General features: G+C 42.7%; 27 protein-coding genes and 1 pseudogene. 15 read left to right on the top strand and 13 right to left on the bottom strand.

Annotated features, from left to right (window positions below; genetic code table 11):
• Positions 1 to 266: 266 nt before the first annotated feature.
• The 5 genes from EOD41_RS04420 to EOD41_RS04400 form a co-directional block, all read right to left on the bottom strand.
• A complete protein-coding gene (locus EOD41_RS04420) occupies positions 267 to 2,024 on the bottom strand; it encodes an SGNH/GDSL hydrolase family protein (protein ID WP_127703593.1) in 1,758 nt (585 codons plus the stop codon).
• Between the two features lie 56 nt (positions 2,025 to 2,080).
• Positions 2,081 to 3,658, bottom strand: coding sequence for a calcineurin-like phosphoesterase C-terminal domain-containing protein (locus EOD41_RS04415; protein ID WP_127703592.1), 1,578 nt, complete (start codon positions 3,656 to 3,658; stop codon positions 2,081 to 2,083).
• Positions 3,659 to 3,712: 54 nt separating this feature from the next.
• Entirely contained in the window at positions 3,713 to 5,116 is a 1,404-nt protein-coding gene (locus EOD41_RS04410; RefSeq protein ID WP_127703591.1) for a RagB/SusD family nutrient uptake outer membrane protein, read from the bottom strand.
• A 5-nt stretch (positions 5,117 to 5,121) separates the two neighbouring features.
• Positions 5,122 to 8,619, bottom strand: a complete 3,498-nt coding sequence (locus EOD41_RS04405) for a SusC/RagA family TonB-linked outer membrane protein (protein ID WP_205780497.1) — start codon at positions 8,617 to 8,619, stop codon at positions 5,122 to 5,124.
• A gap of 241 nt (positions 8,620 to 8,860) precedes the next feature.
• On the bottom strand, positions 8,861 to 9,835 hold the full coding sequence (locus EOD41_RS04400) for a FecR family protein (RefSeq protein WP_127703590.1): 975 nt from the start codon (positions 9,833 to 9,835) through the stop codon (positions 8,861 to 8,863).
• A gap of 155 nt (positions 9,836 to 9,990) precedes the next feature.
• Between EOD41_RS04400 and EOD41_RS04395 the strand changes: the two genes are divergently transcribed.
• Together EOD41_RS04395 and EOD41_RS04390 are read left to right on the top strand one after the other, a co-directional pair.
• Positions 9,991 to 10,584, top strand: a complete 594-nt coding sequence (locus EOD41_RS04395; RefSeq protein WP_127703589.1) for an RNA polymerase sigma-70 factor — start codon at positions 9,991 to 9,993, stop codon at positions 10,582 to 10,584.
• A 112-nt stretch (positions 10,585 to 10,696) separates the two neighbouring features.
• Positions 10,697 to 11,464: a response regulator transcription factor gene (locus EOD41_RS04390; RefSeq protein WP_127703588.1), complete on the top strand. Its 768-nt coding sequence runs from the start codon at positions 10,697 to 10,699 to the stop codon at positions 11,462 to 11,464.
• Here the strand turns inward: EOD41_RS04390 and EOD41_RS04385 are convergent, their stop codons facing one another.
• Complete coding sequence (locus EOD41_RS04385) at positions 11,465 to 12,808, bottom strand: tetratricopeptide repeat protein (protein ID WP_127703587.1); 1,344 nt, start codon at positions 12,806 to 12,808, stop codon at positions 11,465 to 11,467. It lies immediately after the preceding gene.
• 112 nt (positions 12,809 to 12,920) lie between these two features.
• On the opposite strand from EOD41_RS04385, the gene EOD41_RS04380 reads away from it, so the two are divergent.
• From EOD41_RS04380 to EOD41_RS04370, 3 genes are all read left to right on the top strand, one after another.
• Entirely contained in the window at positions 12,921 to 13,703 is a 783-nt protein-coding gene (locus tag EOD41_RS04380) for a hypothetical protein (RefSeq protein ID WP_127703586.1), read from the top strand.
• Positions 13,704 to 14,151: 448 nt separating this feature from the next.
• Positions 14,152 to 14,493 (top strand): hypothetical protein, encoded by a 342-nt coding sequence (locus tag EOD41_RS04375; RefSeq protein WP_127703585.1) that lies wholly within the window; start codon positions 14,152 to 14,154, stop codon positions 14,491 to 14,493.
• Positions 14,494 to 14,590: 97 nt separating this feature from the next.
• On the top strand, positions 14,591 to 14,851 hold the full coding sequence (locus EOD41_RS04370; RefSeq protein WP_127703584.1) for a hypothetical protein: 261 nt from the start codon (positions 14,591 to 14,593) through the stop codon (positions 14,849 to 14,851).
• On the opposite strand, the gene EOD41_RS04365 is transcribed toward EOD41_RS04370, so the two are convergent.
• Positions 14,852 to 15,340: a hypothetical protein gene (locus EOD41_RS04365; RefSeq protein ID WP_127703583.1), complete on the bottom strand. Its 489-nt coding sequence runs from the start codon at positions 15,338 to 15,340 to the stop codon at positions 14,852 to 14,854. It abuts the gene before it with no gap.
• 74 nt (positions 15,341 to 15,414) lie between these two features.
• Here EOD41_RS04365 and EOD41_RS04360 point away from each other — a divergent pair, with 74 nt between their 5' ends.
• From EOD41_RS04360 to EOD41_RS04340, 4 genes are all read left to right on the top strand, one after another.
• Positions 15,415 to 16,482, top strand: a complete 1,068-nt coding sequence (locus tag EOD41_RS04360) for a hypothetical protein (protein ID WP_127703582.1) — start codon at positions 15,415 to 15,417, stop codon at positions 16,480 to 16,482.
• Between the two features lie 139 nt (positions 16,483 to 16,621).
• Positions 16,622 to 17,035, top strand: a complete 414-nt coding sequence (locus EOD41_RS04355) for a DUF5018 domain-containing protein (RefSeq protein ID WP_127703581.1) — start codon at positions 16,622 to 16,624, stop codon at positions 17,033 to 17,035.
• Positions 17,036 to 17,463: 428 nt separating this feature from the next.
• On the top strand, positions 17,464 to 18,240 hold the full coding sequence (locus tag EOD41_RS04345; protein ID WP_127703580.1) for a helix-turn-helix domain-containing protein: 777 nt from the start codon (positions 17,464 to 17,466) through the stop codon (positions 18,238 to 18,240).
• A gap of 71 nt (positions 18,241 to 18,311) precedes the next feature.
• The gene (locus EOD41_RS04340; RefSeq protein WP_127703579.1) at positions 18,312 to 18,863 is read left to right on the top strand and encodes a dihydrofolate reductase family protein; all 552 of its coding nucleotides are present in this window, start codon (positions 18,312 to 18,314) and stop codon (positions 18,861 to 18,863) included.
• A 93-nt stretch (positions 18,864 to 18,956) separates the two neighbouring features.
• Here the strand turns inward: EOD41_RS04340 and EOD41_RS04335 are convergent, their stop codons facing one another.
• Together EOD41_RS04335 and EOD41_RS04330 are read right to left on the bottom strand one after the other, a co-directional pair.
• Positions 18,957 to 19,427 carry a DoxX family protein gene (locus tag EOD41_RS04335; protein WP_127703578.1) on the bottom strand — a complete coding sequence of 157 codons (471 nt, stop codon included), beginning with the start codon at positions 19,425 to 19,427 and terminating at the stop codon, positions 18,957 to 18,959.
• A gap of 66 nt (positions 19,428 to 19,493) precedes the next feature.
• Positions 19,494 to 19,907: a hypothetical protein gene (locus tag EOD41_RS04330; protein ID WP_127703577.1), complete on the bottom strand. Its 414-nt coding sequence runs from the start codon at positions 19,905 to 19,907 to the stop codon at positions 19,494 to 19,496.
• Positions 19,908 to 20,209: 302 nt separating this feature from the next.
• On the opposite strand from EOD41_RS04330, the gene EOD41_RS04325 reads away from it, so the two are divergent.
• On the top strand, positions 20,210 to 20,941 hold the full coding sequence (locus EOD41_RS04325) for a helix-turn-helix domain-containing protein (protein ID WP_127703576.1): 732 nt from the start codon (positions 20,210 to 20,212) through the stop codon (positions 20,939 to 20,941).
• A 346-nt stretch (positions 20,942 to 21,287) separates the two neighbouring features.
• Positions 21,288 to 21,845, top strand: a complete 558-nt coding sequence (locus EOD41_RS04320) for a dihydrofolate reductase family protein (RefSeq protein ID WP_127703575.1) — start codon at positions 21,288 to 21,290, stop codon at positions 21,843 to 21,845.
• 285 nt (positions 21,846 to 22,130) lie between these two features.
• Here EOD41_RS04320 and EOD41_RS04315 read toward each other — a convergent pair whose 3' ends face one another.
• Genes EOD41_RS04315 through EOD41_RS04300 form a run of 4 tightly spaced genes read right to left on the bottom strand, consistent with a single transcriptional unit; the run spans position 22,131 to position 23,891 of the window.
• Positions 22,131 to 22,712, bottom strand: a complete 582-nt coding sequence (locus EOD41_RS04315) for a YdeI/OmpD-associated family protein (RefSeq protein ID WP_127703574.1) — start codon at positions 22,710 to 22,712, stop codon at positions 22,131 to 22,133.
• Positions 22,678 to 23,097 carry a DoxX family protein gene (locus EOD41_RS04310; protein ID WP_127703573.1) on the bottom strand — a complete coding sequence of 140 codons (420 nt, stop codon included), beginning with the start codon at positions 23,095 to 23,097 and terminating at the stop codon, positions 22,678 to 22,680. The genes EOD41_RS04315 and EOD41_RS04310 overlap by 35 nt, the downstream gene beginning before the upstream one ends.
• A complete protein-coding gene (locus EOD41_RS04305) occupies positions 23,094 to 23,567 on the bottom strand; it encodes an SRPBCC family protein (RefSeq protein WP_127703572.1) in 474 nt (157 codons plus the stop codon). Before EOD41_RS04305 ends, EOD41_RS04310 begins: the two co-directional genes overlap by 4 nt.
• Entirely contained in the window at positions 23,568 to 23,891 is a 324-nt protein-coding gene (locus EOD41_RS04300) for an ArsR/SmtB family transcription factor (protein WP_127703571.1), read from the bottom strand.
• Positions 23,892 to 24,268: 377 nt separating this feature from the next.
• On the opposite strand from EOD41_RS04300, the gene EOD41_RS04295 reads away from it, so the two are divergent.
• The 4 genes and pseudogenes from EOD41_RS04295 to EOD41_RS04285 form a co-directional block, all read left to right on the top strand.
• Positions 24,269 to 24,730 (top strand): SRPBCC family protein, encoded by a 462-nt coding sequence (locus EOD41_RS04295; RefSeq protein WP_127703570.1) that lies wholly within the window; start codon positions 24,269 to 24,271, stop codon positions 24,728 to 24,730.
• Between the two features lie 94 nt (positions 24,731 to 24,824).
• On the top strand, positions 24,825 to 24,971 hold the full coding sequence (locus EOD41_RS21215) for a putative immunity protein (RefSeq protein ID WP_394342459.1): 147 nt from the start codon (positions 24,825 to 24,827) through the stop codon (positions 24,969 to 24,971).
• A 60-nt stretch (positions 24,972 to 25,031) separates the two neighbouring features.
• Positions 25,032 to 25,190, top strand: coding sequence for a transposase (locus EOD41_RS21210; RefSeq protein WP_127703569.1), 159 nt, complete (start codon positions 25,032 to 25,034; stop codon positions 25,188 to 25,190).
• A pseudogene (locus EOD41_RS04285) lies at positions 25,112 to 25,294 on the top strand (IS3 family transposase); the annotation flags it as partial. The gene EOD41_RS21210 and the pseudogene EOD41_RS04285, both read left to right, overlap by 79 nt.

Genomic DNA, 25,294 nt, shown 5'->3' with positions numbered 1-25,294 from the left:
GCTCGTAAACGAAAAAACGCCGTTCTCTGTATGAAAACGACGTTTTTAGTAGCCCGTAGGGGAAAAATCTCGAACCATTTTATCAAAGACTTAAAACGGTTGGCAGGTAAATGATTAAAACGTTATCGAATGGAAAAATCTAATTCGTCTACCATATTACGTGTCGTTCTTTTGCAGCCCTGTCATCTGCTCTTGGCGATAGCACCACAAGGAAATTAGACTTCTCAGGCTGCTTCATCTAAATCACGGTTGAAAATAGATTAACGTTAATTCAACATCTTTTCCAGGCATTTTCCCAACACCTCATAGCCCTCGGCATTTGGATGCAAACCATCCGGTTTAAACAGATGGTCATTTAGGGATTTCCCCTGCAAGAAGGATTTGGAAAAATCAAAATACCGGCATTGTGTGAGCTTTGCTACCCTTTTTATCTGACTGTTCAAGGCTAAAACACGTTGTAGCGTACTCCTTCGCGGTAGTATACCGCTCATGTAAATTATAGCTGCTGGTTGCCGTGTTTTGATTTGCTCAATTAAAAAAGTTAAACCTTTTAATATCTCCCCGTCGGTATTCCACACCAGGTTATTTGTACCTATCATTAACACAATCTTCTTTCCCTTGAACTGGTCCAGTTCCCCGTGATAGACGCGCCATAGCACATTTTCTATACGATCGTTTCCAAAGCCCGCGTTTTGAACCTTGGAAGGTTCCATATAACGCTGCCAGGCGTCTTCACCACTAAAAGCAACTTTTTCCGGTTTCGGCTTTCCACCCCAGTAATTAATGATCGAGTTTCCAAAAATGATGACTTCCGGCCGATCTTTGGAAGTAAGGTCAATGATTTCCTCATGGCGTTTGCGCCAGTCAAACCCATCCCGATATTGCTCTACGGGCCGCTGTGTACTGATGTCGCCAACCGGCTCCGCCAAAATTAACCTGATCTTTTTTTCGTATGCCCGGGCGTACTGCATCATGCCCCGATCGTTGGGGTGCGTACCGTCCGTGGTGCTATTGATATCGAAATTTATTTCTGCTTCGTTTAACAAGTGCAGGTTCGTGACGCCTTCGGCCGCCAGTTGATCGTAGATCTTTTTTATCGTTAGACTTGCCAGATGGTAAGTGCTTACTGTTGCAGTATCCATATCATCAGGCATTGCGCCGGCAGGATGCTCGGCTAAGAGTATTGGAACTTCCGGATGACGCGCTCTGAGTTTGCTTATTCCATACCGCAGACGGCTGATGATCGTATCCGGTGGAAAATACTTTTTGATGAACAGGTTAGGCATGCAATCGAGTATGTACAGCCTGGCATTTACCTCCGCCATCAGGTCAAAAATAGGCGCATCGAAACGGCCGTTCCCGCTAAATCCAAGATTGATCACATCACGACCAAGCGCCCTGTGTAGCATATTTGTCCAGGCCAGGCCGGGTCTGGAAGCAACAGCACCTTGCATAATGGACGTGCCGTAAGCGACAATGGGGAGATCATGATCAGGCTTCAAATATTCAAACCTTTCGCCTTGAGGAATTCCTATCACAATTTCCTGCACGATGGCGTAAAGCGGCAGATAGAGATAGAATTCTGCAGTGTTTCGTGCAGTAATCTTCAGGTCTTTATATTCGTATACACAGGTGTCGCCAAATGCATACTTCGCCGGCGGTGCCCAGTTCCATTGACCGTGTATATCTTTAGCGTATAAGTCAAGACCGCTTACACCGGTTGAAGGCATGTGCCGTAAATGGTAGGTTTTGCCGGACAGGCGGTATTTGATCGTAAAAGAACGTGCGGTAGTACGAATATGTAAATACTCCCCGGCAGAATTTAAGGATTGGTTCCACACGCCTTTGGCAACCCTGCTTTGCAGCCTTGCCGGTAGCCTGTGAAAAACATTTTCCGTATCCGGCTCACAGATACCAATCGCCCATTCCGCTTTGTGCCAATCATAAGCGCTTTGGGCATCGGCTTTGATGTAAAGCGCAGTCACCGCTAAAAGGGTAAACCACAACTTAAAAAGGTTAGTCATTTGTTCAAGCAAATAAAAGGCTGCTTACTTAAATAGTAAGCAGCCTCGATAATGATTTAATAGCGTGGTTTCTCTATGCGATAGGTACTGGTTTGATAGAAAGTTTGACCGAATACATCGGTTGCCCTCACCTCAATTTTATGCGCGCCGATACCAATGTTCTCAGGCAATGGCGCGGTCCATAGGTGTGTGCATTTGGCTGCTTCTGTTGGCCTGCGGCCACGCATGAGTGTATCAGCCAGGTCCCATTCGTTGCCTTTGGCCACAAACGCCGGGTCCGGGCCTTCTACAAACTTCATCGCTTTCCAGGGCCGCGCATCAATGCGGTATTCAACCTTGCTGCCCGAGTAGCCCATAAAAAAATTCGCGTAAATGAGCCCTCGCCCTTCCCACCAGATGTCATTCATCACCTTACGATGGTAAAGATTGATCTGGTAGGCCGCCGGTTTACCGGCAACTTTATAGTCAATCGTATATTGATTGCCGTCAATATTCAGGAAGGCATAACCTTTAGGCGTACCATCGCTCATTTCAGCATCGGCTACGCCACGGTCATCTATCTTACCGGACCACCAATTGCCGCAGGTGGTACCGATATTAAACTCATACAATGGTTTCTCATTACGCCAGCCATATTCCTTCCCGTAAAAGTCCTGGCGCTGGTTATGCGAATGCGCAGAAAGCACCAGCACATGCGGAAATTTTTCCAACATACGAAAAACGCGGTCGCGGTCATCTTTACGGAAGGAATTCGGTGATTGGTTCTCCAATGGCACATGCATTGCCAGTATCACCAGGCTGGATGTGTCTACCAGTTTTAAGTCGTTTTCCATAAATCTTAACTGGCTCTGTGTCATGCCTCCACGGAAACCTTTGAAGGTAGTATCCGGAAAAGCGTTATCCTCAATGATTACAAAGTGAGCCTTCCCATAATTAAAGGCATAATTGGCCGGACCGAAATGCGCTGTAAAGCTTTCATCGGTCAGGCTGTCTATAGGAGCATCTACATTCATATCATGATTACCCAATACGTTATACCAGGGTATCCCTATCTTGGCGACGGTGTTGCTGTAAGGAATATGCAGATCAAGATTATCCTGGACAAGATCACCCATACTCAGGCCAAAGGCAACTTTTTTTATGCCTTCAACTTCTGAAACGATGCCTTTATCAAAATAACCGAGTTCGCGCTCGTCCAACACCTGCGGGTCACCGAAGATAAGTGCACGGAAGTTTTGATCCTGTTTTGCTGGTATTAAGCCGAAGTCGACGGAAGATGGTAGCGGACCGGTTGGCGCCACTCCATGATATTTCAATTTGGGCGATCCTTTAGGGTTGTGTACATAAAAGAACTGCGGTTCATTGTTTTTATTAAGGGGTACAGCATAGCCGGCCGGTTTTATTACCGCGATAATCGCGTCATCCCATACAGGTAACTGGTATTTGCCCTGTGCATTAGTACGGGTAACCTGTATGCCGTTAGTTACGCTTACGCCCGCAATACCCTTTTCCTTACTATCCTTTGTACGATTGCCATTAATGTCGTTAAAAACATAGCCTGTTACTTTTTGCTGTGCGACAGCTATCGTGCTGCTAAAAAGCAGGCACAGTAATATCTTTCCTATCTTTTTCATATAGTTGATAATTTGATAAGAGAGCCGCATTCATTTCGGCTCTGCGATTGGTCTTTAGTATCCCGGGTTCTGCGGGAATATGGATGGGTTATGAATAACTTCGATCTGCCCCTGTGGTATGGGATATAAGTATTGAAACGCTTGTATGCTCAACTTGGTTAAGCCCGAATTCTGCATAGCCTGCTGGGCAGTGTTGGTTCTGACAAGGTCAAACCAGCGGTTAAATTCAAGCGGCAGTTCCAGTCTCCTTTCCTGTAAAACCGCCGCACGAAAGGACTGCTGGCTATTAAGTTGTGCAGGCGTATATGCTGATGCTTTGGCTCTGTTTCGCACCGCGTTCAAGTAGATAAATTGTTCACTGTTTGCGTCGCCGCTGTAGGCTACCTCATTCAATGCTTCGACGTACATTAACAATACATCTGCATAGCGCAGTACAATATAATCATTGCCTACGGTGCGAAAAGTAGGATCAAATGTGTCAAAATACTTTTTTACCGGTGCTGTATTCGCATCTATCGACTGCTGATTAAGCAGATCACGGCGGGTGTCTGAGGCTTCATAAGCGTTAAGCAAATTGGGGTCTAAAACAGGGCGGTTAAAATAAGCAGAAACCGAATGGCCCTGTCCGGTGATGCTTTTTTCGAAATGCACAGCGAACAAAATTTCGGCATTTAATTTATTGCTGACGCTGAATACATCGGCTACATTGGGTAAAAGTGTGTACTTATACGGATTGGTACCTTGTGGCAACAGCTCTTTTAATGTAGTTACTGCTTGTTGGTATTTTTTCTCAGTAAGATATACCTTACCCAATAACCCCTTTGCAGCACCTGCCGAAGCTCTGCCCATATCTGCGGCAGCATACGTAGCCGGCAGTAACGCGGCCGCTTTGGTTAAATCTTCTTCAATTGCTGCGTAAACTGCTTCTGAAGAACTGCGGCCGATGTTCTGCGCTTCCTTTGTTGTTACAGGTTGAAGCACCAGAGGGACGTTGCCCCAGAAACGCACGAGGTTGAAATAATGTAAAGCGCGCAGAAAGCGTAATTCTCCTTCATATTGACTCCGAAGTCTCGTATCGGTTACCACATCAAGATGAGCCAAAGTATTGTTACACCTTGATATGCCGTTGTAAAGCGCCAGCCAGGTATCGCCAAAAACGGTATTATCTGCACCCGCTAAAAAACGGTCGATATTGAATTGCTTGCCTGCATCTGCGCCCGGGTTTTGGTCTTCAATATTATCGCTGCGCAGTTCCGTCATGATCGTGATGTTGGTTTGGTATAAAGCAGCACCCTGCAAGGGCGCATAAGCAGCGGTAACAGCATTAGTAATATCAGCGGTATTTTTATAAAAATTAACGGCCGTAGCAGTTGACTGCGGCGTGGGTGAAAGAAAAGATTTTTTACAGGCAGTTGTAACAACAACACCAGTTAACAGATATATCAGTGTCTTTTTCATGATGATTAAAAGCTTAAATTAAGTCCGAATACAAAAGATTTACTTAGGGGATAGCTGCCATAATCCACACCAGGCATAAGAGGATTGCTTTCCTGGCTTATTTCAGGGTTATAAGCGTTGTATTTGGTGAACATGAAAGGGTTGGTTGCCGTGAAATAAAGGCGTGCCTTACCTATACCTGCTTTTGTAGCCAGCTTATTAGGCAGTGTGACACCAAAAGTGATATCACGTATCCGCAAATATGAACCGCTACGGATAGAGTAAGTAGACATATTGGCGTTTAAACCCCGCTGACTTCGGTTCGCGCGCGGATAATTGCCGGAACCCGGATCAGCTTCAGAGTGGAAGCGGTCAAGCGCCTCGGCGGTGTTGTTAGTAAAACTCTCGAGGCTATTAATGTATCTTGAGTTGATGTTGGCGATCTTATTCCCATAAACCCCTTGCAGGGCAACACTTAGATCAAAAAGCTTGTACTGCAACTGGCTCGAAAAACCGTACGTGAACTTTGGCATATAATTGCCGGTAATGCTCCTGTCATTGGTGGGGTCGATCACTTTGTCGCCGTTGATATCCTTGAACTTCATGTCGCCGACTTTTGCGCCGGGCACTTTCGGAATATTCGGATCATTGAGTTCAGCCTGGCTTTTATAGATACCGTCCTGCACTAAGGTATAGTAGTTACCAATAGGCTTGCCCACTTCAGTAATAAAGTAAATCACGCCTTGTGCTTGTGTGATCATAGACCTGGCGCCACCCAGATCGAGTACCTTATTGCGGTTAAAAGAAATATTAGCGCTATTGGTCACGCGAAATTCGCCGATCTTATTGTCGCCGCTCAATGTGAATTCCAGACCCTGGTTGCGCACTTTTCCAATATTCTGCAAGTTGTCACGATAGCCTGATGTATGGGCCACGGGTACCTGAAGCAGCAGGTCGCTCGTATTATTAGTATAGGCATCAACCGTCAGGTGCAATCTTTCTCTAAGAAAACCGATATCGGCACCAATATTAAAGGCCGATGTTCGTTCCCAGCCCAGTTCATCATTACCTGCGGTTGATTGATAAGAACCGTTGGCTAATTTGGTTGAACCGTTAGGACCGAACACATAATTCGACGGGGATAACAGTGATAAATAAGCATAGTTACCTATCTGCATATTACCGGTTAAGCCGTAACTCGCACGTAACTTCAGTGAGCTTACGGCTTTTACAGCCTGCATAAAATCTTCACGATCCACGTTCCAGCCTAATGAAGCTGACGGGAAATATCCGTATTTTGAATTGGCGCCAAAACGGGAAGAACCATCGGCACGGATAGCAGCAGAGGCCAGGTATTTGTCCTTAAAGCTATACTGAACGCGGGTAAGTGCTGACAGCAGGGTCCATTGCTCGGTTCCTCCGCCAAAACTTTGGATGCTGGTAGCGCCATTCAGCGTTGTGACCATATCGTTTGCATAACCGGTGGCGTTAATCACGCTGTTTGCAAAAGTTTCTTTCTGTGCGCTTACAGCAGCAACTGCGTTAATATTATGATTGCCAAACTGTTTGTTATAAGTCAGCGTGTTTTCAACCAGCCAGTTCAGCAGTGAGATGTTTCGGTAAGAACCCGTAGGTATTGAAGTAAGGCTGGACGGATTCACCGTCGGTAAAACCGATGGACGAAAGGTATTACGGTTGGCGTTGTTGATATTGACACCGAATGATAGCTTATTAGACAGCTCAGGCGTGAAATCGTACTGAGCGAATAGGTTTCCTAAAAGTTTACCCTGGCCGGTATTATCCGTTTTTAAATTCGCAAGTGCAACCGGGTTAATGGTTTGCGAAGTTGCATACTGATAATTGTACTGGCTGTAGTTGTATGAACCATCGGCGTTATACACAGGGAAAAATGGTGCTGCCGTTAAAGCGATGGGTACAATAAATTCCTGGCTGGCAAAACGCCCCTCCGTTGGCTGGAACTGATACTGCTCGTAACCATAATTAATGGTAGCTCCTAATTTAAATTTATTGTAAGATGCATCAAGGTTCACCCGGCCGCCATAACGTTTAAAGCCGGATTGTATCACAACCCCTTGCTGGTTAAGATAATTGCCCGAAACGTAGTATTTAATGTTATCTGAACCGCCAGCTACCGACAGGGTATGATTTTGTGTAGAGGCCTGGCGGAAAATAGCATCCTGCCAGTCCGTATTGGTCAGGCCCGGTTTGCCTTCAAGATAGGGCATAATTTCCGGTGGCAGCACATAGGCCTGGTTGGTAGCGCCCACAGGCCCGCCCAGTTTGGCCAGTCGGGTGGCGTTATCATCACTTGCACTTCCGCTCAGTCCCTTATCAGCAAGAAGGTCAAAATATGCATTATTATGTGCATCGTATATTAGCTGCGCATATTCATAGGCATCAAGCATATCAATTTTTCTTAAGACTTTCTGATAACCCGCATAGCCATTGTAACTGATTGTGGGTTTATCTTTCTTTCCACGTTTAGTGGTGATCAAAATAACACCGTTAGAGCCGCGCGAACCGTAAATAGCCGCAGCTGACGCATCTTTAAGTACGTCTACGGTTTCAATATCGGCTACGTTGATGTTGTTAAGCGGATTAACGGTCAAACCCGGGCCATTGGAATTGGATTCTGAGAGCGGAATACCGTCTATCACATACAATGGCTGTGTACCGGCAGTGACTGTCGCCTTGCCGCGAATGGCGATGGTAATACCGGCTCCTGGAGCACCATTGGGTTCCAGTACCTGCACACCGGCCATTTTGCCGGTCATTGCTTTGTCCACTCCCGTTCCCGTAAAATTATTGATCTCACCGGCTTTGAGTGAGCTTACCGCTGTTGTCAGATCACCGCGGCGCTGCGTACCGTAGCCCACTACAACCACCTCATTAAGCTGGCTGCTTTCCGGTTCCATGCGTACGTTTATAATTTGCGTACCGCTGATTACTTTCTCAACCGTCTTATAACTTAAAAAAGAAAAGATCAGCGTTTGTCCGTTTTCAGCGTCTATATGGTATGTTCCGTCGGATACAGTGGCGACTGAATGCTGCGTGCCTTTAACGGCAACGGTCACACCCGGCATGGGTAATCCTTTTTCGTCTTCAACACGTCCGGTTACAGTGATTGCTGCGCCTGGACGCTGAGTTACCGAGCTAACTTTTTTCTCTTCCTTAGCGGTATCGTTTTGTGTTTCGATAAGTACGTTATCACCGCGCTGGCGAAATATCAGTTTGCGCGGATGCAGCAGGTCGCTGAGTACATTTTCAACACTTAGAGAATTCGCGGAATAGTGCTTTACCTGGTAAGGTTTTACCAGATCAGTCCTGTATACGAAGTGAAAGCCGGATATTTTTTCAATATCGCTGAGAATCGCTTCCAAAGACTTTTCTTTAGCGACTATCGATATTCTGGTGTCTTTTAAACTTTGCCCCTTGCTGTCCTCGGCAAACATCGTCAATGTACTTGCTGTTAACAGCAACCACAGCGCAACTGAAATTTTCATGATCTTTCGGCATAATGGCCAATATTGAATGGATAACTTCTTACTCAGGTGAAGGCAATACCCCGCCTGTTGCATTCTTTTAAAAAGAATTTGCATAGATTTGTAATGATTTTAATGATGAATAGCTTGTTGTTAAGATCCCTTAACCGTTTTGTCTCGACCACAAAGCGGTTTTTTTATACTTTGCTCTTGTTTTAAGTGTTACATAGGCATTTGCTTTAATAATTTAAAAAAAGTACAATCACAGGCACGTTACGATGCGGTTCTTTGCATCGTAACGGTAATTCACGTGGCTGACCTCCGACATTATGAGCAGCAATTCCTGCAGCGGTATATTGCCGTTAAAACTTGCTGTAAACCTCGTATTCTTTAAGTGCTGATCATTAAATATGAACTTGACGCCATACCAACGCTGAAGATGGATGGCGATATCCTGCATCGGCATATCGATGAATGCAAGTTTGCCGGCCGTCCAGGATACCATCTTGCCGGCATCAACACCTCTTAGTCTAGTTATCCCTGTGTTTTCCGTATACTCCAAACTGCGGTCAGGCAGCAACAGCCCCAGCACCTTTTTGGTATTACTTACTTGTACCTTGCCGCGGGTAACGGTAACAGTTTTAACCAGTGCTCCGGGGTATGCAGAGACGGCAAACGCTGTACCCAGCACATGCGTTTTAAAATCGCCGGCCTCAACATCAAATGGCTTTTGCTTGTCGTGTTTTACGTCAAAAAATGCTTCTCCATCCAGCCAGACGCGCCGCTTTTTTTCGTTGTAATCAGCACAGTATTTGAGCTGGCTACCTGCATTAAGCAGTACCCGGGTACCGTCCGGCAATTGAAAGCCTTTGATTTGGCCGGTCGCGGCGCTAAGAACGACATAGTGTTCAGCGGCATTGCGCTTCATTAACAACATGCCGCCAACGCTTATTAATACCAGGATACATGCCGCCGCAAGCCACTGCCATTGCCTGCGCACTGGCCGGATCTGGGAGATCTGCGCGGTGTAGCTATCATCGCCCATCTGAAGCTTTTCCCGGATTGCCCGTAAGGATCGTTCAGCCGACGCATTGATGGCTTTTTCCTGGCCGTCAAAAAAGTTACGCTGTTCTGGCTGCAATGCATCATACCACCCCTCGATGACCCTGGCTTCCTCCGGTGTGCACGATCCGGAAAGATATTTATCAATAAGCACGCTCAATTGTGTTTCTTTCATCTGTATGCTGCTCTACTTATTGCAATATGGCTTGTGTACCTCTATCCTTTTTTTATATTATTTGTTATTTAATCAAGCGTTCACCATTTCTTAACAAATACCGGGAGTTTAGCTTAAAATTGAGATCCTAATTTTGCTGCGTAAAACAAGCACACTTGAAGACCCCGCTATTAACCGACCCATACTTATTGCAACAAATAGTTGCAAAAGACGAGCGTGCGTTTACCATAGTTTATAATAAGTATTACCTAGACCTTTGCCATACCGCATTTAAAAAGATACCCGATGAACCTGCTGTGGAAGAGATCGTGCAGGACGTCTTTATTGCACTTTGGAAAAATGCAGCTACGCTGGACATCAACGGTGATCTGAAAAGCTATCTTTTTGCCACGTTGCGCAATAAGGTGTTGTATGCTTTACGCACGCGTATAAGTCATGCCGCACTTTCCGCACATTTTGAACCGGTTACGGAGTTCTCTACCTCTGTTAACGCTGTTGACTTGCTGACCGCAAAAGAATTAGAGTATCGTATTCACGCAGTAATTGAAAGTTTATCACCACAATCAAGAGAAGCTTTCAAGCTCAGCCGTTTTGAGCAAATGCCTTATAAGATGATCGCGGAGCAACTTAACATTTCAGTAAGTACCGTAGAGAAACACATCAGCAAAGCGTTGTCTGTCTTACGAAAGGAGTTCTCCGAAATAGATGGCGCATTGGTTATTGCGCTGGCTATCTATTTTTCTAACTAAAAAATAAATATCCTTTTTAATAAAAAGAGCATCGAACCGCTTGTTGAGCATTAATTAACTATATTGATTTGCAAAATTTATCGATGTTAATTAATTTGAGCTTTTATTGATCATGCAACCTAAAACTAACTTATTGCACGAAGTTTGGGACAAGAATATTGATTTACTTGCCCGTACAGAGGTAGAACTCCCAACAATTAATATTGAGGAGTTATTGGCTTCATTTTTCTGCCCAGGTCCCTTTTATTATTATGTAGTTGATTTTTACGATCGAAGAATAATTCATATGAGTCCCAAAATTAAAGACGTTTTAGGGTTAGAACCACAAACTGTCACTTTTGATGACATACTTAATAGAATAATGCCAGAAGATATGAACTATGTTGCCAATGCTGAAACCACTGTGTATGATTTCACACAAAAAAAAGGTTGGGATAAAGTAACAAATTACAAAACTGGCTATTGCTTCCGCATGAAGTCAGCTAATGGCAATTTTCAAATGTTCCATCACCAAGCCTTAGTTTTGTCAACTGATACCACTGGAGGAATAGGCAAAACGCTTAACATACACACCAATGTAGAGCATTTAACGACTGTAAATAGTCACAAGGCAACTCTTACTGGTATTGGAAATAGTACTGACTTTTTTGTGTTTGATGTACCTTTGCACTCTCAGCTAAGTAATACGTCATTGTTCACTAAAAGAGAAAGAGAAATTATCTGTCTTATGGCCGCAGGGTTTAACAGCACAGCGATAGCAGAACGGCTTTTTTTATCGCTACACACTGTGAAACAGCACCGAAAGAATATACTAGGCAAAGCTGGCGCTAGTAATAGCTCGGAATTGATCGCGCTGTGTTTGAAAGCCGGCTTGATTTGATCAAGGGCAATATTTTGAAGACAGTTTATCCAAGTCGCTAGTGGCGAGCCCATTACGGCGCGCAAGCACGAGATCTTCACAAATGAGTTTTTTTGCTTCTGTGTTGAGTGCGTTATTATTCTCGCTCTGAAGCGCGGTCGCGTACGCTCTTCCATAATAATATTCCGCTCTTATCTTCGCATTCGGTTCAAATTGAATCGCCTTGCTAAAAGCGTTTATAGCTGCCGAATAATCGCCACTGTTAAAAGCCGAGTAAGCTACAATTACATAACAGTTGTTTTCTTTATAATTTTTTATTAGCCAATTTCCATAAAATATTGCCTTTTGATAGTTTTTTTCCTGAAAAGCGCTGTTAACCGCAACCTGAGCCAGCATATGGTCGGGAAAACTTGAGAAGGCCAGGTCAGCGTCTCGAAGCGCATCAGCATGTTGCTGAAAATTGTAATGTACAAAAGCTCGAACTCGTAACGCATGAACTAGAAAACAAGAGTAGGTAGAGCAATTCTCTTCTGTATATCTGATGTTTTTTACCTCATTTAATGCTTCAATAGTGAAAATTTTGTTAAGTAAATTTAAGGCTTCCAAACTTTTGTTCAATTTGAGCAATTCAGTCGCCTGTAGTTCCGCGCAGTATATATAAAAAGGGGATTGCACACCTTGCCCTGACATCATTTCCTTTATCATAGATACAGCCCTTTGAGAGTCGCCAGCGTCTATCAGCTTCCTGGCAGCAGCCGTATGCACGGCGATATCAGATCGGTTACCTTTAGACACCATCAACTTTGCCGGCTCATCATTCTGCAAATCATAGGAAATGATGTTTGTACCGTAAAAGGCTTGATAAACATTTTTTCCAGGTATGCTAAAAGTGGTCTCCCCTCCAAATTTCTCATCGTTTTCAATCGCCGATTCAAACTCTTTTACACGCATTTTTATTTGGCCAGAAGCAACACCTTGCCGTAATTCCAAGCCATCACACCAAACTTTCCCGGTAAAAACTTTTGTCAATGACTGTTCGCGTTCGTCACCAGGCACAATGTCCATCGAGACTGACTCGGGTTTAAAACACACGAACACACTTACTATGGTACCACTTTCCATTACATCAAAATAAACACCCGAGAGCTCATAAATTTGTCCAAAAAACCCCTTTGTCACAAGCTTGGCACGTCCGTTAGCTTTTTCAACCGCACCAATTTTCGTCGATGAAATATGAACGGCAGTGCTGCCAACGGTTACGATTGATGTATTTTTCGAGAGATAAATATCAAGCGCCGAAGATTTGAGCGACAGCGAGATTAAAAAAAGCAATAGAGATAACTGTTTGAAAAGATGAATTGCCATATGCAAAGGTTTTTACAAAGTTATAATGATCAATTACGCGTAACAATAACTCTAAAGAGGTATTGTACCGGAATTGTTAACTAATGAACTTTGAAGCGATAATTTTAAACATATGATTCGCAAATCGTTACCCTTATTAGTATTACTCTTTGCATTGCAGGTATTACAAGCGTATAGTCAAACAAGAGAAGAGTCGATTACTTGGCTTAAAAAAAATATGTTAGCAGCATTTCCTGATGATGCCGGCATAACCGCTGTTAAAAAAGTTACAGATTGCGAAGTTGTGGTTACGGGCACCTCTGAAGATGGTCCCATTGAAGTAACATTTTCCACAATCTTCTCTGGCTTGGATCAGGAAGGAAATATTAGTTATGAATATGATGGTGCCCTAATGACAAACCTGGACACCAGGGGGCAGGAAATAAGCAGAGCTATGCCGCTAAAAGATAATGCCAAAGGAAGAGAGGTAGCCAGGCATCTTAAAAACCTTGCAAGTCATTGTAGTACCCCTGTTTTGCCGGACATAAAAAAAATGTCCAAAGAAGCACTAATCAGTTGGCTGAAGGTCCATTTGCAAAAAAGTATATATACCACATCGGGGTTTGACGATATAATTGTTGAAAGCGTTTCCTCGTGCAGAATTGTATTCAACGGAAAAGAAGAAAAAGATAGCAAATCAAGATTTCGCCTTGCCATTCCCACCGCTGAAATACAAGCCTTTAATGATGAGAATAGGATTTCTACGTTAAATAAAACAATCACCTTAGACAATTATGTTGCGGGGAAATCAATTCAATTGTACAAAACAATATTCTCCTTCCGTGAAATGCAACCTGGTGAAAAAGACTTTATTTTAAATGCGATCAAGCAACTTTCAATATTTTGTCGTGAATAACATCAAAAAATTGCATTAACTTGCCTCTTTACGATGGCTGCGATCGATGTTATTGCGCAGTCACAACGTGAAACCATTAATGGCTTACTCAAAAATTTAAAGGGCCCGTATGCGCCTATACCACACCTCCGCGCATCTTATTCTGAAATTGATAACGATCGGATAAAATCCATTTAAGTGATTACAGTTATCCAGGCGACACTCCAACAAACGCAGTGCTGGTATTATTATTGACATTGATTATCAGTCACTTATCAGCTAGCAAGTTAATTTCAATCGACTATAAAGTAAGGCAATATGAAATATGTGCTTTTATTAGTAATCTTATTTTCCTACTCCTTCGTTAAGGGTCAAATTCCATAGCGAGGGAACATTATAGCTTTCAGCTGTTTATATTATATGATTAAGTCGTTACTTTGTTTAGATGATAGCCTAACAATAATTATTTATGAAAATTTACAGTGCAGCGGCGGAAGATAATGAAATGGCCAAGCTTGAGCCGGCGAGATATTTCAATCTAGCCATTGAGCAGATCAACGACATAAAAGAGTGGATGCGAACTTCTTCAGAAGGTGTTCAGCCATTGTTGGTACACATTGAAATTTTTCTTCTACTTAGTAAGCGTTACCCTGAATTAGCGTCACGCAGGGTTGCCAAGTTAAACCGCAAGGAGCTTAAGGAAATCTTTGCCATTTGGTATGAACGAAATTTGAATAAAATCCCATTGGAATTTCAGGCTGGGATCAATGCATCGGCAGAAGAATTGTTTTCGGAACTAGAAAAACTGTAATAAAATGTGGGGAAACAGACCTTGGGAAAATGATCGTGCAGCGGACTGGCTTTCTACGCTTGTCGATGAGTCCGGCTTTGCAGAGAAGGTAAGGAAGATGCTTCGATGTCTTATGGAGAAAAAGGAATGGGACGATGAAGAGTACCTGGTAAGGGCAGCGGGGTATTGTTTGTTGAAATTTGGTCACGTATACATCTGGCCTGTAGATGAATTGAGTGCTGATCTTGAACTAACTATCTCAGCTTACGACCGCTTGCTCTCGATATCTGATAACCAAATCAACGAAAGCTTTCAGCCCCAACTTGACCAAGAGCTTACGGAATTAAAAGCGCGCCTAAAATCTATATCTTCCAGGTAGCTAGTAACCTCCAGCCATGACTTCTTTATGTATCATATAAGTCCAACCACTGCCAAGTGGAATGATTTTTACTTTTCCAGGGAACACCGCACCTTTATTTGTTACTGCGTGTAGCATTATGCTGTCGCTACATTCGTACCGGTGCAATTGGTACCTGATCTCTGATAAGGCGGGGACATACGAAATGCCGACTCCCGGCTTATCGAGTGAATTCAAAGCTTGATTGGTCAGACTATCAGGTTTTAGATATCCTTTCCATACCGCTATGCTTCCATAGATCTCAGATGTATCTTCTGGGTGTTTCTTTGTAAAAGCTGTTATTACTTCAACGCGTTTACCAATAATGGCATTAGCAATCCGCGTGAAATTGCCGGCGTGTTTACCTATTTCAGGATCTTCCTGTAAATTATTAATGCAATCATTTTTGTCGGCACAAGCTGAGATAAAAAGAGATAGTATGAGTGTAGTAAACGACTGGCGAAGATTCATAAAACACAGGATATGAGTAGCTTAAAACAAACGGAAATGTCTAATGTTTTATATCATTTATCCAGTCTACAGCTATGAGAAAGTTCCGTTACCTGCTCCTACTAATCCCGTATTTCTTTTCCTGCGGTAATTCAAACAAGCAGCAAGGCAATTCTGATACTTCCAAAAATCTAATAGTTAATCAACAAAAACTACCGAAGCTTTCACTACCGCTGGGCATGGAACTTTTGTCAACCATTGATTTTCCTGAGAAATGGACAAACAGGCCTGTTGATGATCAGGCTGAAGGTTTTTTGTTGAGTAATGTAAAAAGTGACGACTACAATAATTTGTTCTACTTTGTGCAGAAACATTACAATAAACTATACGACAGCCTTGAAGTGAACGGGGCCATGTACAAAAGCAAACCAGTCCTTCCTTTTGCCGACCCCGTAAGGTTTGATCCGATGATAAGCGCTGCAGCGCTGGTTTGGGAAGAAAAAAACTATAGCGTAGTATTGTATAAAGATAGCGGCAAGTACAACGACCAGCCTGCCGGCAGTGAAACAGGTAGCACGATTAACTATATGTACCTGGTAACAGAACATGACGGTGAAAGATTGGATAGCCTTTTGCTCTATTACACCGAGCGAGACCCTATTTTTTCACGAAGACAATATTACCTGGTCGACCGGGAAAAAGTTATTCATCTATATCGCTTCCAGGCGGAAGAAGACGAAACCTCATTGCAAGAAACTAAAACGTATCATATAAATGCGAACGGAAAGTTCGTTGAAAGTTCTCAAAAAGAAACAATGACCAAAAAGAAAACCAATCTATCCGCATGGAAAGGTACTTACACTGCTTTTATCGAAGGCGAAATGACAACCTCAGGAACTTCAAGTACAAAATGGACAATTAATATTGAAAATAATGCTGTTAACGTCTCATCCATCACCTTTCATGAGCCGATTTTATGTAACGGGCAGTATAGGGCGGTTGAACGAGCGGGAAAACTCGAATTATTCTACGATGGAGATGAAGCGGGCTGCAAGACATCTGCGCCAAATTTCATCCTTAAGAAAGAGAATGGTCGGATCTACGCGCACGGCCCATTCGGTGAAAGTAATGTTGGCCAATGGATTGAGTTATTGATAAAGTGACGCGAATCTTTATTTGCGTTAACTTATTGCCCAAATAATAGGCACCTAAAATTTATGAATGGGAAGCAGTGGAGGGATAAACCTTTTGGAATGGATTAATGTTATAATGACTATAAACTCATACATTGAATGATTAACTATGTATAAAATCAAATCCAAGCTTATTATTAATAGTTTACTCATCGCTACTTTAAGCTGTTTGGTGTCTGGCTGTAAAAAAGACCATCCAAACGAGCAACAGACAGAACAAACAAAATCATCACAAAAGGACATTCTTACTTTTGAATTTTTCAAAGCTGACAACAGCAACCTGATCGCCGATTACAATACATTACAGACGGATAATACAATTACGGCAACCTTACCATCAGGCACAAATCTTAACGCGTTGAAAGCCGCCTTCACAGTTTCCAAAAAAGCTGTTGTAATGGTGAGTGGTCAGTTGCAAACAAGTCAGGTAAGCGTTAATGATTTCACAAAACCTGTTATTTACACTGTTAAAGCAGAAGATGGAAGCACAAAAAGCTACACTGTTACGATAACCACTAAATAGTGTCTTGGTTTTACTGCTGCAAGTGAAAGAAAGTAATTGATGGCCTTTTCATTGAATTCCGCATTCTCATACCTTGAAAGTGAGATAGGCACTTTCTTCGATCGATGGAATAAAGAAACTAGTTTTCTAACCACTCCCTTTCAAAACAAGATTTGTACTTATCAACCAGCACCAAGATGGAACAAATATGACATGCCTTACGAATCAATACGCAATTTAAATGTGATGTACGTCACACTGGACGCTCGTTTTTCTGCCGTAATTTTGATCTAACAAGAATTCAAAACGATTTCAAAAATTATTTTTATAACCGCCGCTTCGGCAGGGATTTGGCAGGTCTGGGGAGAAGCCTCCTTAAAACGCGGCGATAAAGTTATTGTATCCTTCGTGTTCATTTGATTATTTTCGGCATTATCTTCGTTTAATCTATGACAACCCGATCATTTCTGCCACCTCCGGCCCTGAGCGCCTATGTAAGCAGCATACTCATGATTGAGTACAGCGATGGCATACCCGGGTTTCACATTCCATTATTCGCCAATGGTGCGCCGACGATCATTTTTCAGTCGGCCAAAGCAGTTGGACAGAACAGTTACTTACAGCTTTATGGACAAACCGTCAAGCCGGCCCAATTAAGTTTTAACGGGCCTGTAACGCTGATCGCTTATTTTCTTTACCCCCATGTCCCAAAGGCTTTTTTGGGTATCGATGCGACTGAACTGACAGATCGTTCTATAAATCTGCATGAAGTGAAGGGATTGAAAGAATCGCGCCTGCAAGAGCGACTGCTTAATGAGCAAAGTTTACCCGGTCGCCTAAAGCTCATGGATGACCTGATATTGAAACTGGCATCAGCAGACCGGTTCGACGCGGCGAAGCTGACCTTTGCTACACAACACCTCAAAAACAACGATGCGCCGGATGCACTTTTGGAGTTACGGCGACAACTGAACATCTCTGAACGATCGCTGCAACGGTTGTTCGAAACCAATATTGGCTTGTCACCGAAAATGTTCAGGCGGGTATGGCAGTTCCATTCGGCTTTTCAGCAATTGAACCACCATCAGTTCGAGAAACTTACCGATATCGCTTACGAGCATGGTTTTGCCGATCAGAGCCATTTCATCAGGGTATTTAAGGAGTTTACCAACCTCACCCCTAAAGAGTATCTGCAAAAAGCAGCACCCTACGATCCGAAATTTTAAGCCGCTGTCGGGTTTGTTCTATTTTGCCGTTATGAGGGCTAATAGTTTTGTCTTATTAAAACACTTCAACAATGAGACAGATAATAGCTTCAGAATGGGTGTCATTAGATGGCGTCTTTGATTCAACAAACTTCGGAACCTGGTTCAATCCTTACCACAGTGATAGTCGTGCGGCTTATATTCAACAAACTATTGACAATTGCGACGCGATGCTTTATGGCCGTAACACTTACCAAATGCTTTATCCATATTGGTCATCGCTTAAAAACAATGAGATGGGCGTGGCAGACAAATTGAATAATGTAAAGAAATACATGGTATCAGGCTCGATAACCGATGCACCTTGGGGCGATACAACGATCATTAGCAAAGATGTGATTGATGCCATTGCTGAAATTAAGCAACAGCCAGGCGGTAATATCCTCATTCAGGGAAGCGGGCAATTGGTGAATGCTTTACTGGAAGCAGGTTTAATTGATGAATTAAAGCTGTTGATCCAACCGCATATCGCCGGTTACGGTGAACGCTTGTTGCAAAAACCGGTTGCGGAGGGCTTTCAATTGAAACAGGCGGAGCAATTGGAAAAAGGGGTTATTGTGCTGAGCTACGTTCCCGTAAAGTAGAGACTACGCGTCAACAAGTTCCCCACGCGGTCGCAGCCTCGGAAAAGTTAATAGCAAACAGCCTTCTTATCGAAGGCTGTTTGTCCGTAGCTGTCAATCCGGTCGTTTGTGCAGCACCGCATCTGCAGACCACCGTCCCGATCCTAGAAGGCCAAGTGCGGCAAGACCCGCAATATAAACCAGATTGATCTCATAACCTGGCGGTCCGAATACCGGGCCATCAGCCGTCAGTCCGATCGTTTTCACCGAACTGAAGCCATAATGCAGGTGAATGCTAAACATGGCGAACAGCATCGTACCGATAAGCGGAAAAACGACGATCCGGGTATAAAAGCCAATGAAAAGTGCCGCGCCACCTATAAGCTCGGTAAGTATAGCCGCCCAGGCCATCTCAAACGGAAAAGGGATGTGTAAATGCATCAGCAAGTGTGCTAATCCGGCTGGCCCTCTGTCCAGTTTGGCCCAGCCATGCGCCATAAAGCCAAAGCCGATGACCAGGCGCAGGATCAATGTTGCCAAATGCCGGTTGTTCTTACCAGCAACAACAGAAAGAAAATGTCTCATGAAATGAAATTGATTTGATGAATAATAAAAAAAGGGCATTCGCGCCTTATCAGTCCATCATATTCATCAGATCCGCCAGACGCGGTTACACAGATAGAGCGGTCGTCGTTTTAAATCAAAACGACGGAACACCCGCAAGGAGGGGAATGGCTGCTCCGGCAAAATGCTGCCGAAGAACAGTATCGTCATAACAACCGCAAAAGGGACAGTTAATCGCTTTGTATCGGAAACTGTGCTTTCCTTAGCCAAAGTTAGTGTGCAGTGTTCTGTACCTGTCAAGAGATGTGCACCGTTTGTTTTCGGGACGCTCTGGTGGTTTTGAAATAAGGAGGCAGCCAGCACATTCCGCAAAGGACAAAAGCCCAGCAAGAGGAAAAGTACTGCTATAGTCAGCGAAAAAAATCCGCGGACGCTAAGTGGCTTATGTTGACTGCGATCCATCTTATCGGCAAAGGTACATTCTGTTTTGTTAACCTGCATGAGTGGTAAACGAGAATTTTATCCAATTAGCACATTGCTACATATAAAAAGATCAAACGGGAGATTGAAGAGCTGATTGACAAACAGCTGACCTTACTCATGCTAAAAGTACAGGAAGCAGCGCAGCACTCTTCAGGCCATGTCCATGTAACAGCGTAACTACAGACATTTTACCCAAAGTATAGACTCGCTATTTTAGTTATTTTTGCTAAATTCGTTAGTGAAATATATTGCTTTTTCAGACGTCAAAAAACATTTAGTAACGAGTTTAAAACGCGAATCTCACTCAAATAGCTGAGACCATGGAATATACAGAAGTAAAGCCTTGCAGAGAATTGCAATCCTTTATTCATGCTTTTTGGGAGTTGAAGGGTGCGGAGAATGACGGGCAATGGGAACGAATTTTCCCTGATGGATGTCCAGGACTGGTAATGAATTTGGGAGAGCGTTGCAAGACAGACAATGGTTTGGTAACCATGGAGTTCGGTAAAACTTATGTTGTAGGCGCGATGACATCTTTTAAAGATAGTTTCATAGATCACAACACGCATCTTCTGGGAGTTTGTCTAAAGCCTGCTACTTTTTCGAATTTTTATAAATATGCACCGCAAAGTGAGCTAAAAGACAACACCATCGAGTTTGATAGATCTTATTCTTTTAATACCGACAGAATTATAAAAGAGCGATCTAATTATCTCAACCAATTTTTTTCTCAAAGAATTATAGACAAAAAAAATCAACTACATTCTGCTTTAGAAGATATTCAGCATTCAAACGGGCAATTGAACATTTTTGAGCTTGCAAAAAGAAACCACATGACGCTAAGGCAGTTAGAGCGGAATTTTAAAATGCAAATTGGAATTACGCCAAAAGAGTATTCAAAGATCATCCGTTTTCAAAAAGCTTTATCATTGATCAATAGCGCTTCTAACAGAACTTTGTCTGAAATAGCTTATGAATGTGGCTTCTATGACCATGCTCATCTCAGTAACGAAATAAAAGAGCATACGGGTTTGACCCCGTCAGAGCTTTAGCACTTATAGAGCGTCCATTTATTTGGCAGCGGTCTTTAAAGACGCTTTGAGAAACTTTCCGGTGATTGAGTTAATACTTTTGACAAGCTCCTCGGGCCTTCCTTCAAAAATTATCTTCCCTCCATTCTTTCCTGCTTCAGGGCCGCATGTGGTCTTAGCTCATAATTCCGCTTATATTTAGTCATGAAGATGATTCAGGGACTATCATATTCTAATTTGGGAATGCAAATTTAACTGATGCTTAGTGTTAGTCTTTTGAAGAAAAACGACCTTTTTGTTGTTGTTTGTCGTTTTTTTCCAAGGATTGAAGCGAATTCAACACTTAGTTTTGTTTAAAAATGCAATCATGAAAAAAGTAATATTAAACTTGGCAATTACCTTGGATGGTTTTATAGAAGGTCCAAACGGAGAAGTTGATTGGTGCGTTATGGACGACGATATGAATTTTGAAGCCTTCATAGAAAGCGTCGACACTATGTTTTATGGACGGGTAAGTTATGATGGATGGGGAAATTTTCAGCCAGATGAAAACGCAAGCCCTAATGAGAAACAGATGTGGTCAGCGATACATTCCAAAAAGAAATTTATCTTTTCCAGCCAAAGCAGGCCGGGTGAAAAAGCCACCTACATAACTTCAGATGTAGCCTATAAGGTAGCAGAAATTAAAAAGCAGGGCGATAAAGATATATGGCTATATGGTGGCGCCAACCTGATAAAGACCTTTATTAATCTAGGCCTTATCGACAGGTATAAAATATCGGTGCACCCTGTCGTTTTGGGTAGCGGAAAGCCGTTATTTGAAGATTTAAAAGAACGAATTGGCTTGAAATTGATAGGTACGAATGTTTTTAAATCAGGTGTTGTGGAACTCGAATACGAACCGGAGAATCTTACTGAGTTATAAAAAGGTTTGCCGACCTTCTGGGGAGCTGATCCCTTAAGCACATCACAGGCCATTTGGCATTTCAGCTCCCATTATATAGCATTAGAGTAATTTTATAACGCTACGGTAGTATGGTATATCTACTAAAAAATGTTCACTCGGTCTTTCTTGTACAAGTTCAATAATTCATACTATAATTAGAAGGGCATCTATGATAAGACCTGCTAAGGAGTGCTAGAGATTTCAATATTCTCGTACATTAAATAAGTATAGCTCGAATCAACACGCTGTGCTTACCATGTTTCATTACTCGTCTAAGCCTTTATTGTCCAAAATATTGATAATATGTTTCTCAACTCTTTCCATTCTTGTTTTGGATTGTTTAGCCGCAGAAAAATACAAAAGATAGCCCCTTTGTCTTCCCGGTGTTAGTTTACCAAACGCCATCTTCAGTTCATGCATCTCATCCAATGCAGCTTGAAATTCCTGTGGTACGTTAAACTCGGTTGTTGTTTTCTTCACCACTTTTAAGCCGGCTTTATCATTTTTTATGGCTTCTTTGATGTAGGCCTTAATAATTGCTTCGCTTTTAATAATTTCTTCGACCTCCGAAAAGCGCAGTTGTCTGGCCGATTGAACATTGGCCGTTTGTTGTACCAGCATATTGTTTGGATCTTTCAGCAAAGCACCTTGCATAAACAACAGCGCACAATAATCTTTAAAACCGTGTATTAAAACAATGTTGCTTCGCTCTTGGGCATAGCAAGGGCAACCCCATTTCAACTCTTCTGTCAAACCGCAATCCAGCACGATGTCGCGCAGTTCCTGATAAGCTTCCTGCCATTGGCCTTCTTTATTGAAGAACCATTCTACTTTGGGATTTCTCATTGGTGTTATTATTTAAGTTTAATTTCCTGTTAGCTGGCCTGAAGAACCATGATAAAACAGTTGCCATCAATAAAACTAATGATGGAACAGCTTCAGCAAATGCCTGTCCGATCACTAAATGGGAAACAAAAGCGCCCGACATGGTGAACAAATAGCCTGCATAAGCCCACTCTTTCAAAAGGCGAAATCCTGGGACGAGAATAGCGATAACGCCTAATATTTTCCATGCACCGATAATACTTAGAAGATATAAGGGGTAACCTAACGAGCTTACAATATTGTTGTAGCCGCCAATTTGTAGTAACTGCTGTACACCACCGGCCGTCATACCGATGGACAGGAATATGGTTATGATCCAATAGAAGATCTTATTCCGCTTATTCATCGTGTGTTATTTAAGGTTGTTAAGATTTCCTCTAACCGGTTATGCGCCATATTTATACCCTGCGCAAAAGGCATTTGCATCAGTTGGTTCCTGAACTCAATGGACTTAAATAAAATATGCATGGTGAGTTTACTGGTATTTTGGGTCAGTTTTTCAAATTCCAGATATTCCAACTGAACAGGAAATGGCGTATTTTCCATTTCAAATGTTCGCGTGATTTTTTGGTTCGGCACCAAATCGTGTATCGTTCCATTTGCACGAAAAACCACGTTTCCGTTGCGTGAGGTTTCAAACGAATAAGAGCCATGTTTTCTGTTCTCCATTTTAAGCACTTTGGTTTCCATCCATTGCTCAAAAAGTTTGGGTTCCTGGTATGCTTTAAAAAGAAGTTCAACAGATAAATCAAATTCTCTTGTGATGACAATTTCCTGTTTACCGTCTTCGGCTTTCACTTTTGTTTTTTTTTCCATCTATTGTTTGCTTTTATAGTTTTTCATTACTGTTTCCAGTTTGTTAAACCTGTCATCCCACATCTGGCGGAACGGCTCAATAAAGTCAGCTACTTCTTTCATTTGCTTGGCGTTGATGTGGTAGTAAATTTCCCGACCGTTTTGCTCTTGTTTAAGCAGTTCACACTCGGTGAGAATTTGTAAATGTTTAGAAACGGTAGGCCTTGCCGTATCAAAGTTGGAAGCAATGGCCCCTGCTGTCATGGATTGCGTAGCTATCAGCAGCAAAATGGCCCGCCTGGTTGGGTCGGCAATGGCCTGAAATACGTCTCGTCTTAAATTCATTATGGAGTCATTTGACTACAAATGTAAATGTAGTTATTTGACTACACAACTTTTTTATCGAAATTTTTAACTTACTCTAATATGGGAAAGTTATCAGATCACTACAGAGTTATGTGCCAATGCAAGGCCGGCCAGACCATCGGTGTTTGTCTGTTGGAAAATCGCAGTACTCACCTGTAAAACCAGCAGCTGAAAATCGATGTTTTTCTAAAAAATGCGGGACCAGGCTACAGGCACTGGCTATTTTAGTATTAACTTTATAACACTTTGTTATATGTATTACCGACGATCTCGATGGTAATACGGGCGAAGTTCAGAAGGAATTAGCTGACAAGAACAAAATATGACTAATTAGTCATTTAACTAAAAACTTACCTATGGAGATACAAAATAATAAAAAGCCCACGATAGAAGTCGCTCAAGATTTCAACGCAGATGCGACTATCGTTTTTCAGGCCTGGCTGGACACCAATGTGATCGCTAAATGGATGTTCGGCCCTGAGGTTCGTAAGGAAAGCATCACGAAGCTCGAAAATAATCCAAAGATTGGCGGAACGTTCTCTTATGTGGTCGAACGAAATGGTAACCAACTCGACCATATCGGTACCTATCTTGAAGTCCAAAAGAATGAACGATTAGTATTCACCTGGGGAATTGGCCAGGAAGCGGCCAAAGAAAGTATCGTGTCGATCAATCTATCACCATCCACAAGCGGCTGCCATTTGATATTGACGCACCAGATGGACCCGAAATGGGCAGATTATGCAGAGCGCACCAAAGAAGGCTGGAAAACCATACTTCTAAATCTTGCCGCGCTATTTGAAAAGGATAATTCATGAAAAGCAGCATGAAACATTAAACATCGGAGCACGCGAATGTTTTAAATTGTTTTACATCGCTGCATAACCATGTTAATAGCATTAGTTAAAGGCAATGATATTACCAAAAGACCGTGACCAAAGATTCATTACAATAAGAAGAGGAGGAACCTTAACGGAAGAGCATCATCGGTTACTTGCCCTTTGGGCAGCCGATTGCGCGGAGCATGTACTTCATCTCTTCGAACATGCAAGGCTGTAACCCCTCCTAAAAACCGGACTGCTTAAAGGACGAAAAGTCTTAACTTTAAACAGTCAAACGATGAAGAACTCTATTATTTCCGAAGCACAGATCGTAAAGGCCATCAAGGAATATGAAGGCGGCCGTGAGCTCAATGATGTATGCCGCGAACTGGGCATTCACAAATCCACGTTTTACAACTGGCGAAAGAAGTATGCGGCATGGACAGTCAGGAGCTGAAACGGCTGAAAGAACTGGAAGAAGAGAACCGCAAGCTTAAACACATGTATGCAGAACTGGCTTTGGATAATAAGATGCTAAAGGACGTTCTTTCAAAAAAGTTC

Source organism: Mucilaginibacter limnophilus (assembly GCF_004005815.1).
In the GTDB taxonomy this organism is placed as follows: Bacteria; Bacteroidota; Bacteroidia; order Sphingobacteriales; family Sphingobacteriaceae; genus Mucilaginibacter; species Mucilaginibacter limnophilus.
This window is presented reverse-complemented; position numbering and strand designations above follow the sequence as displayed.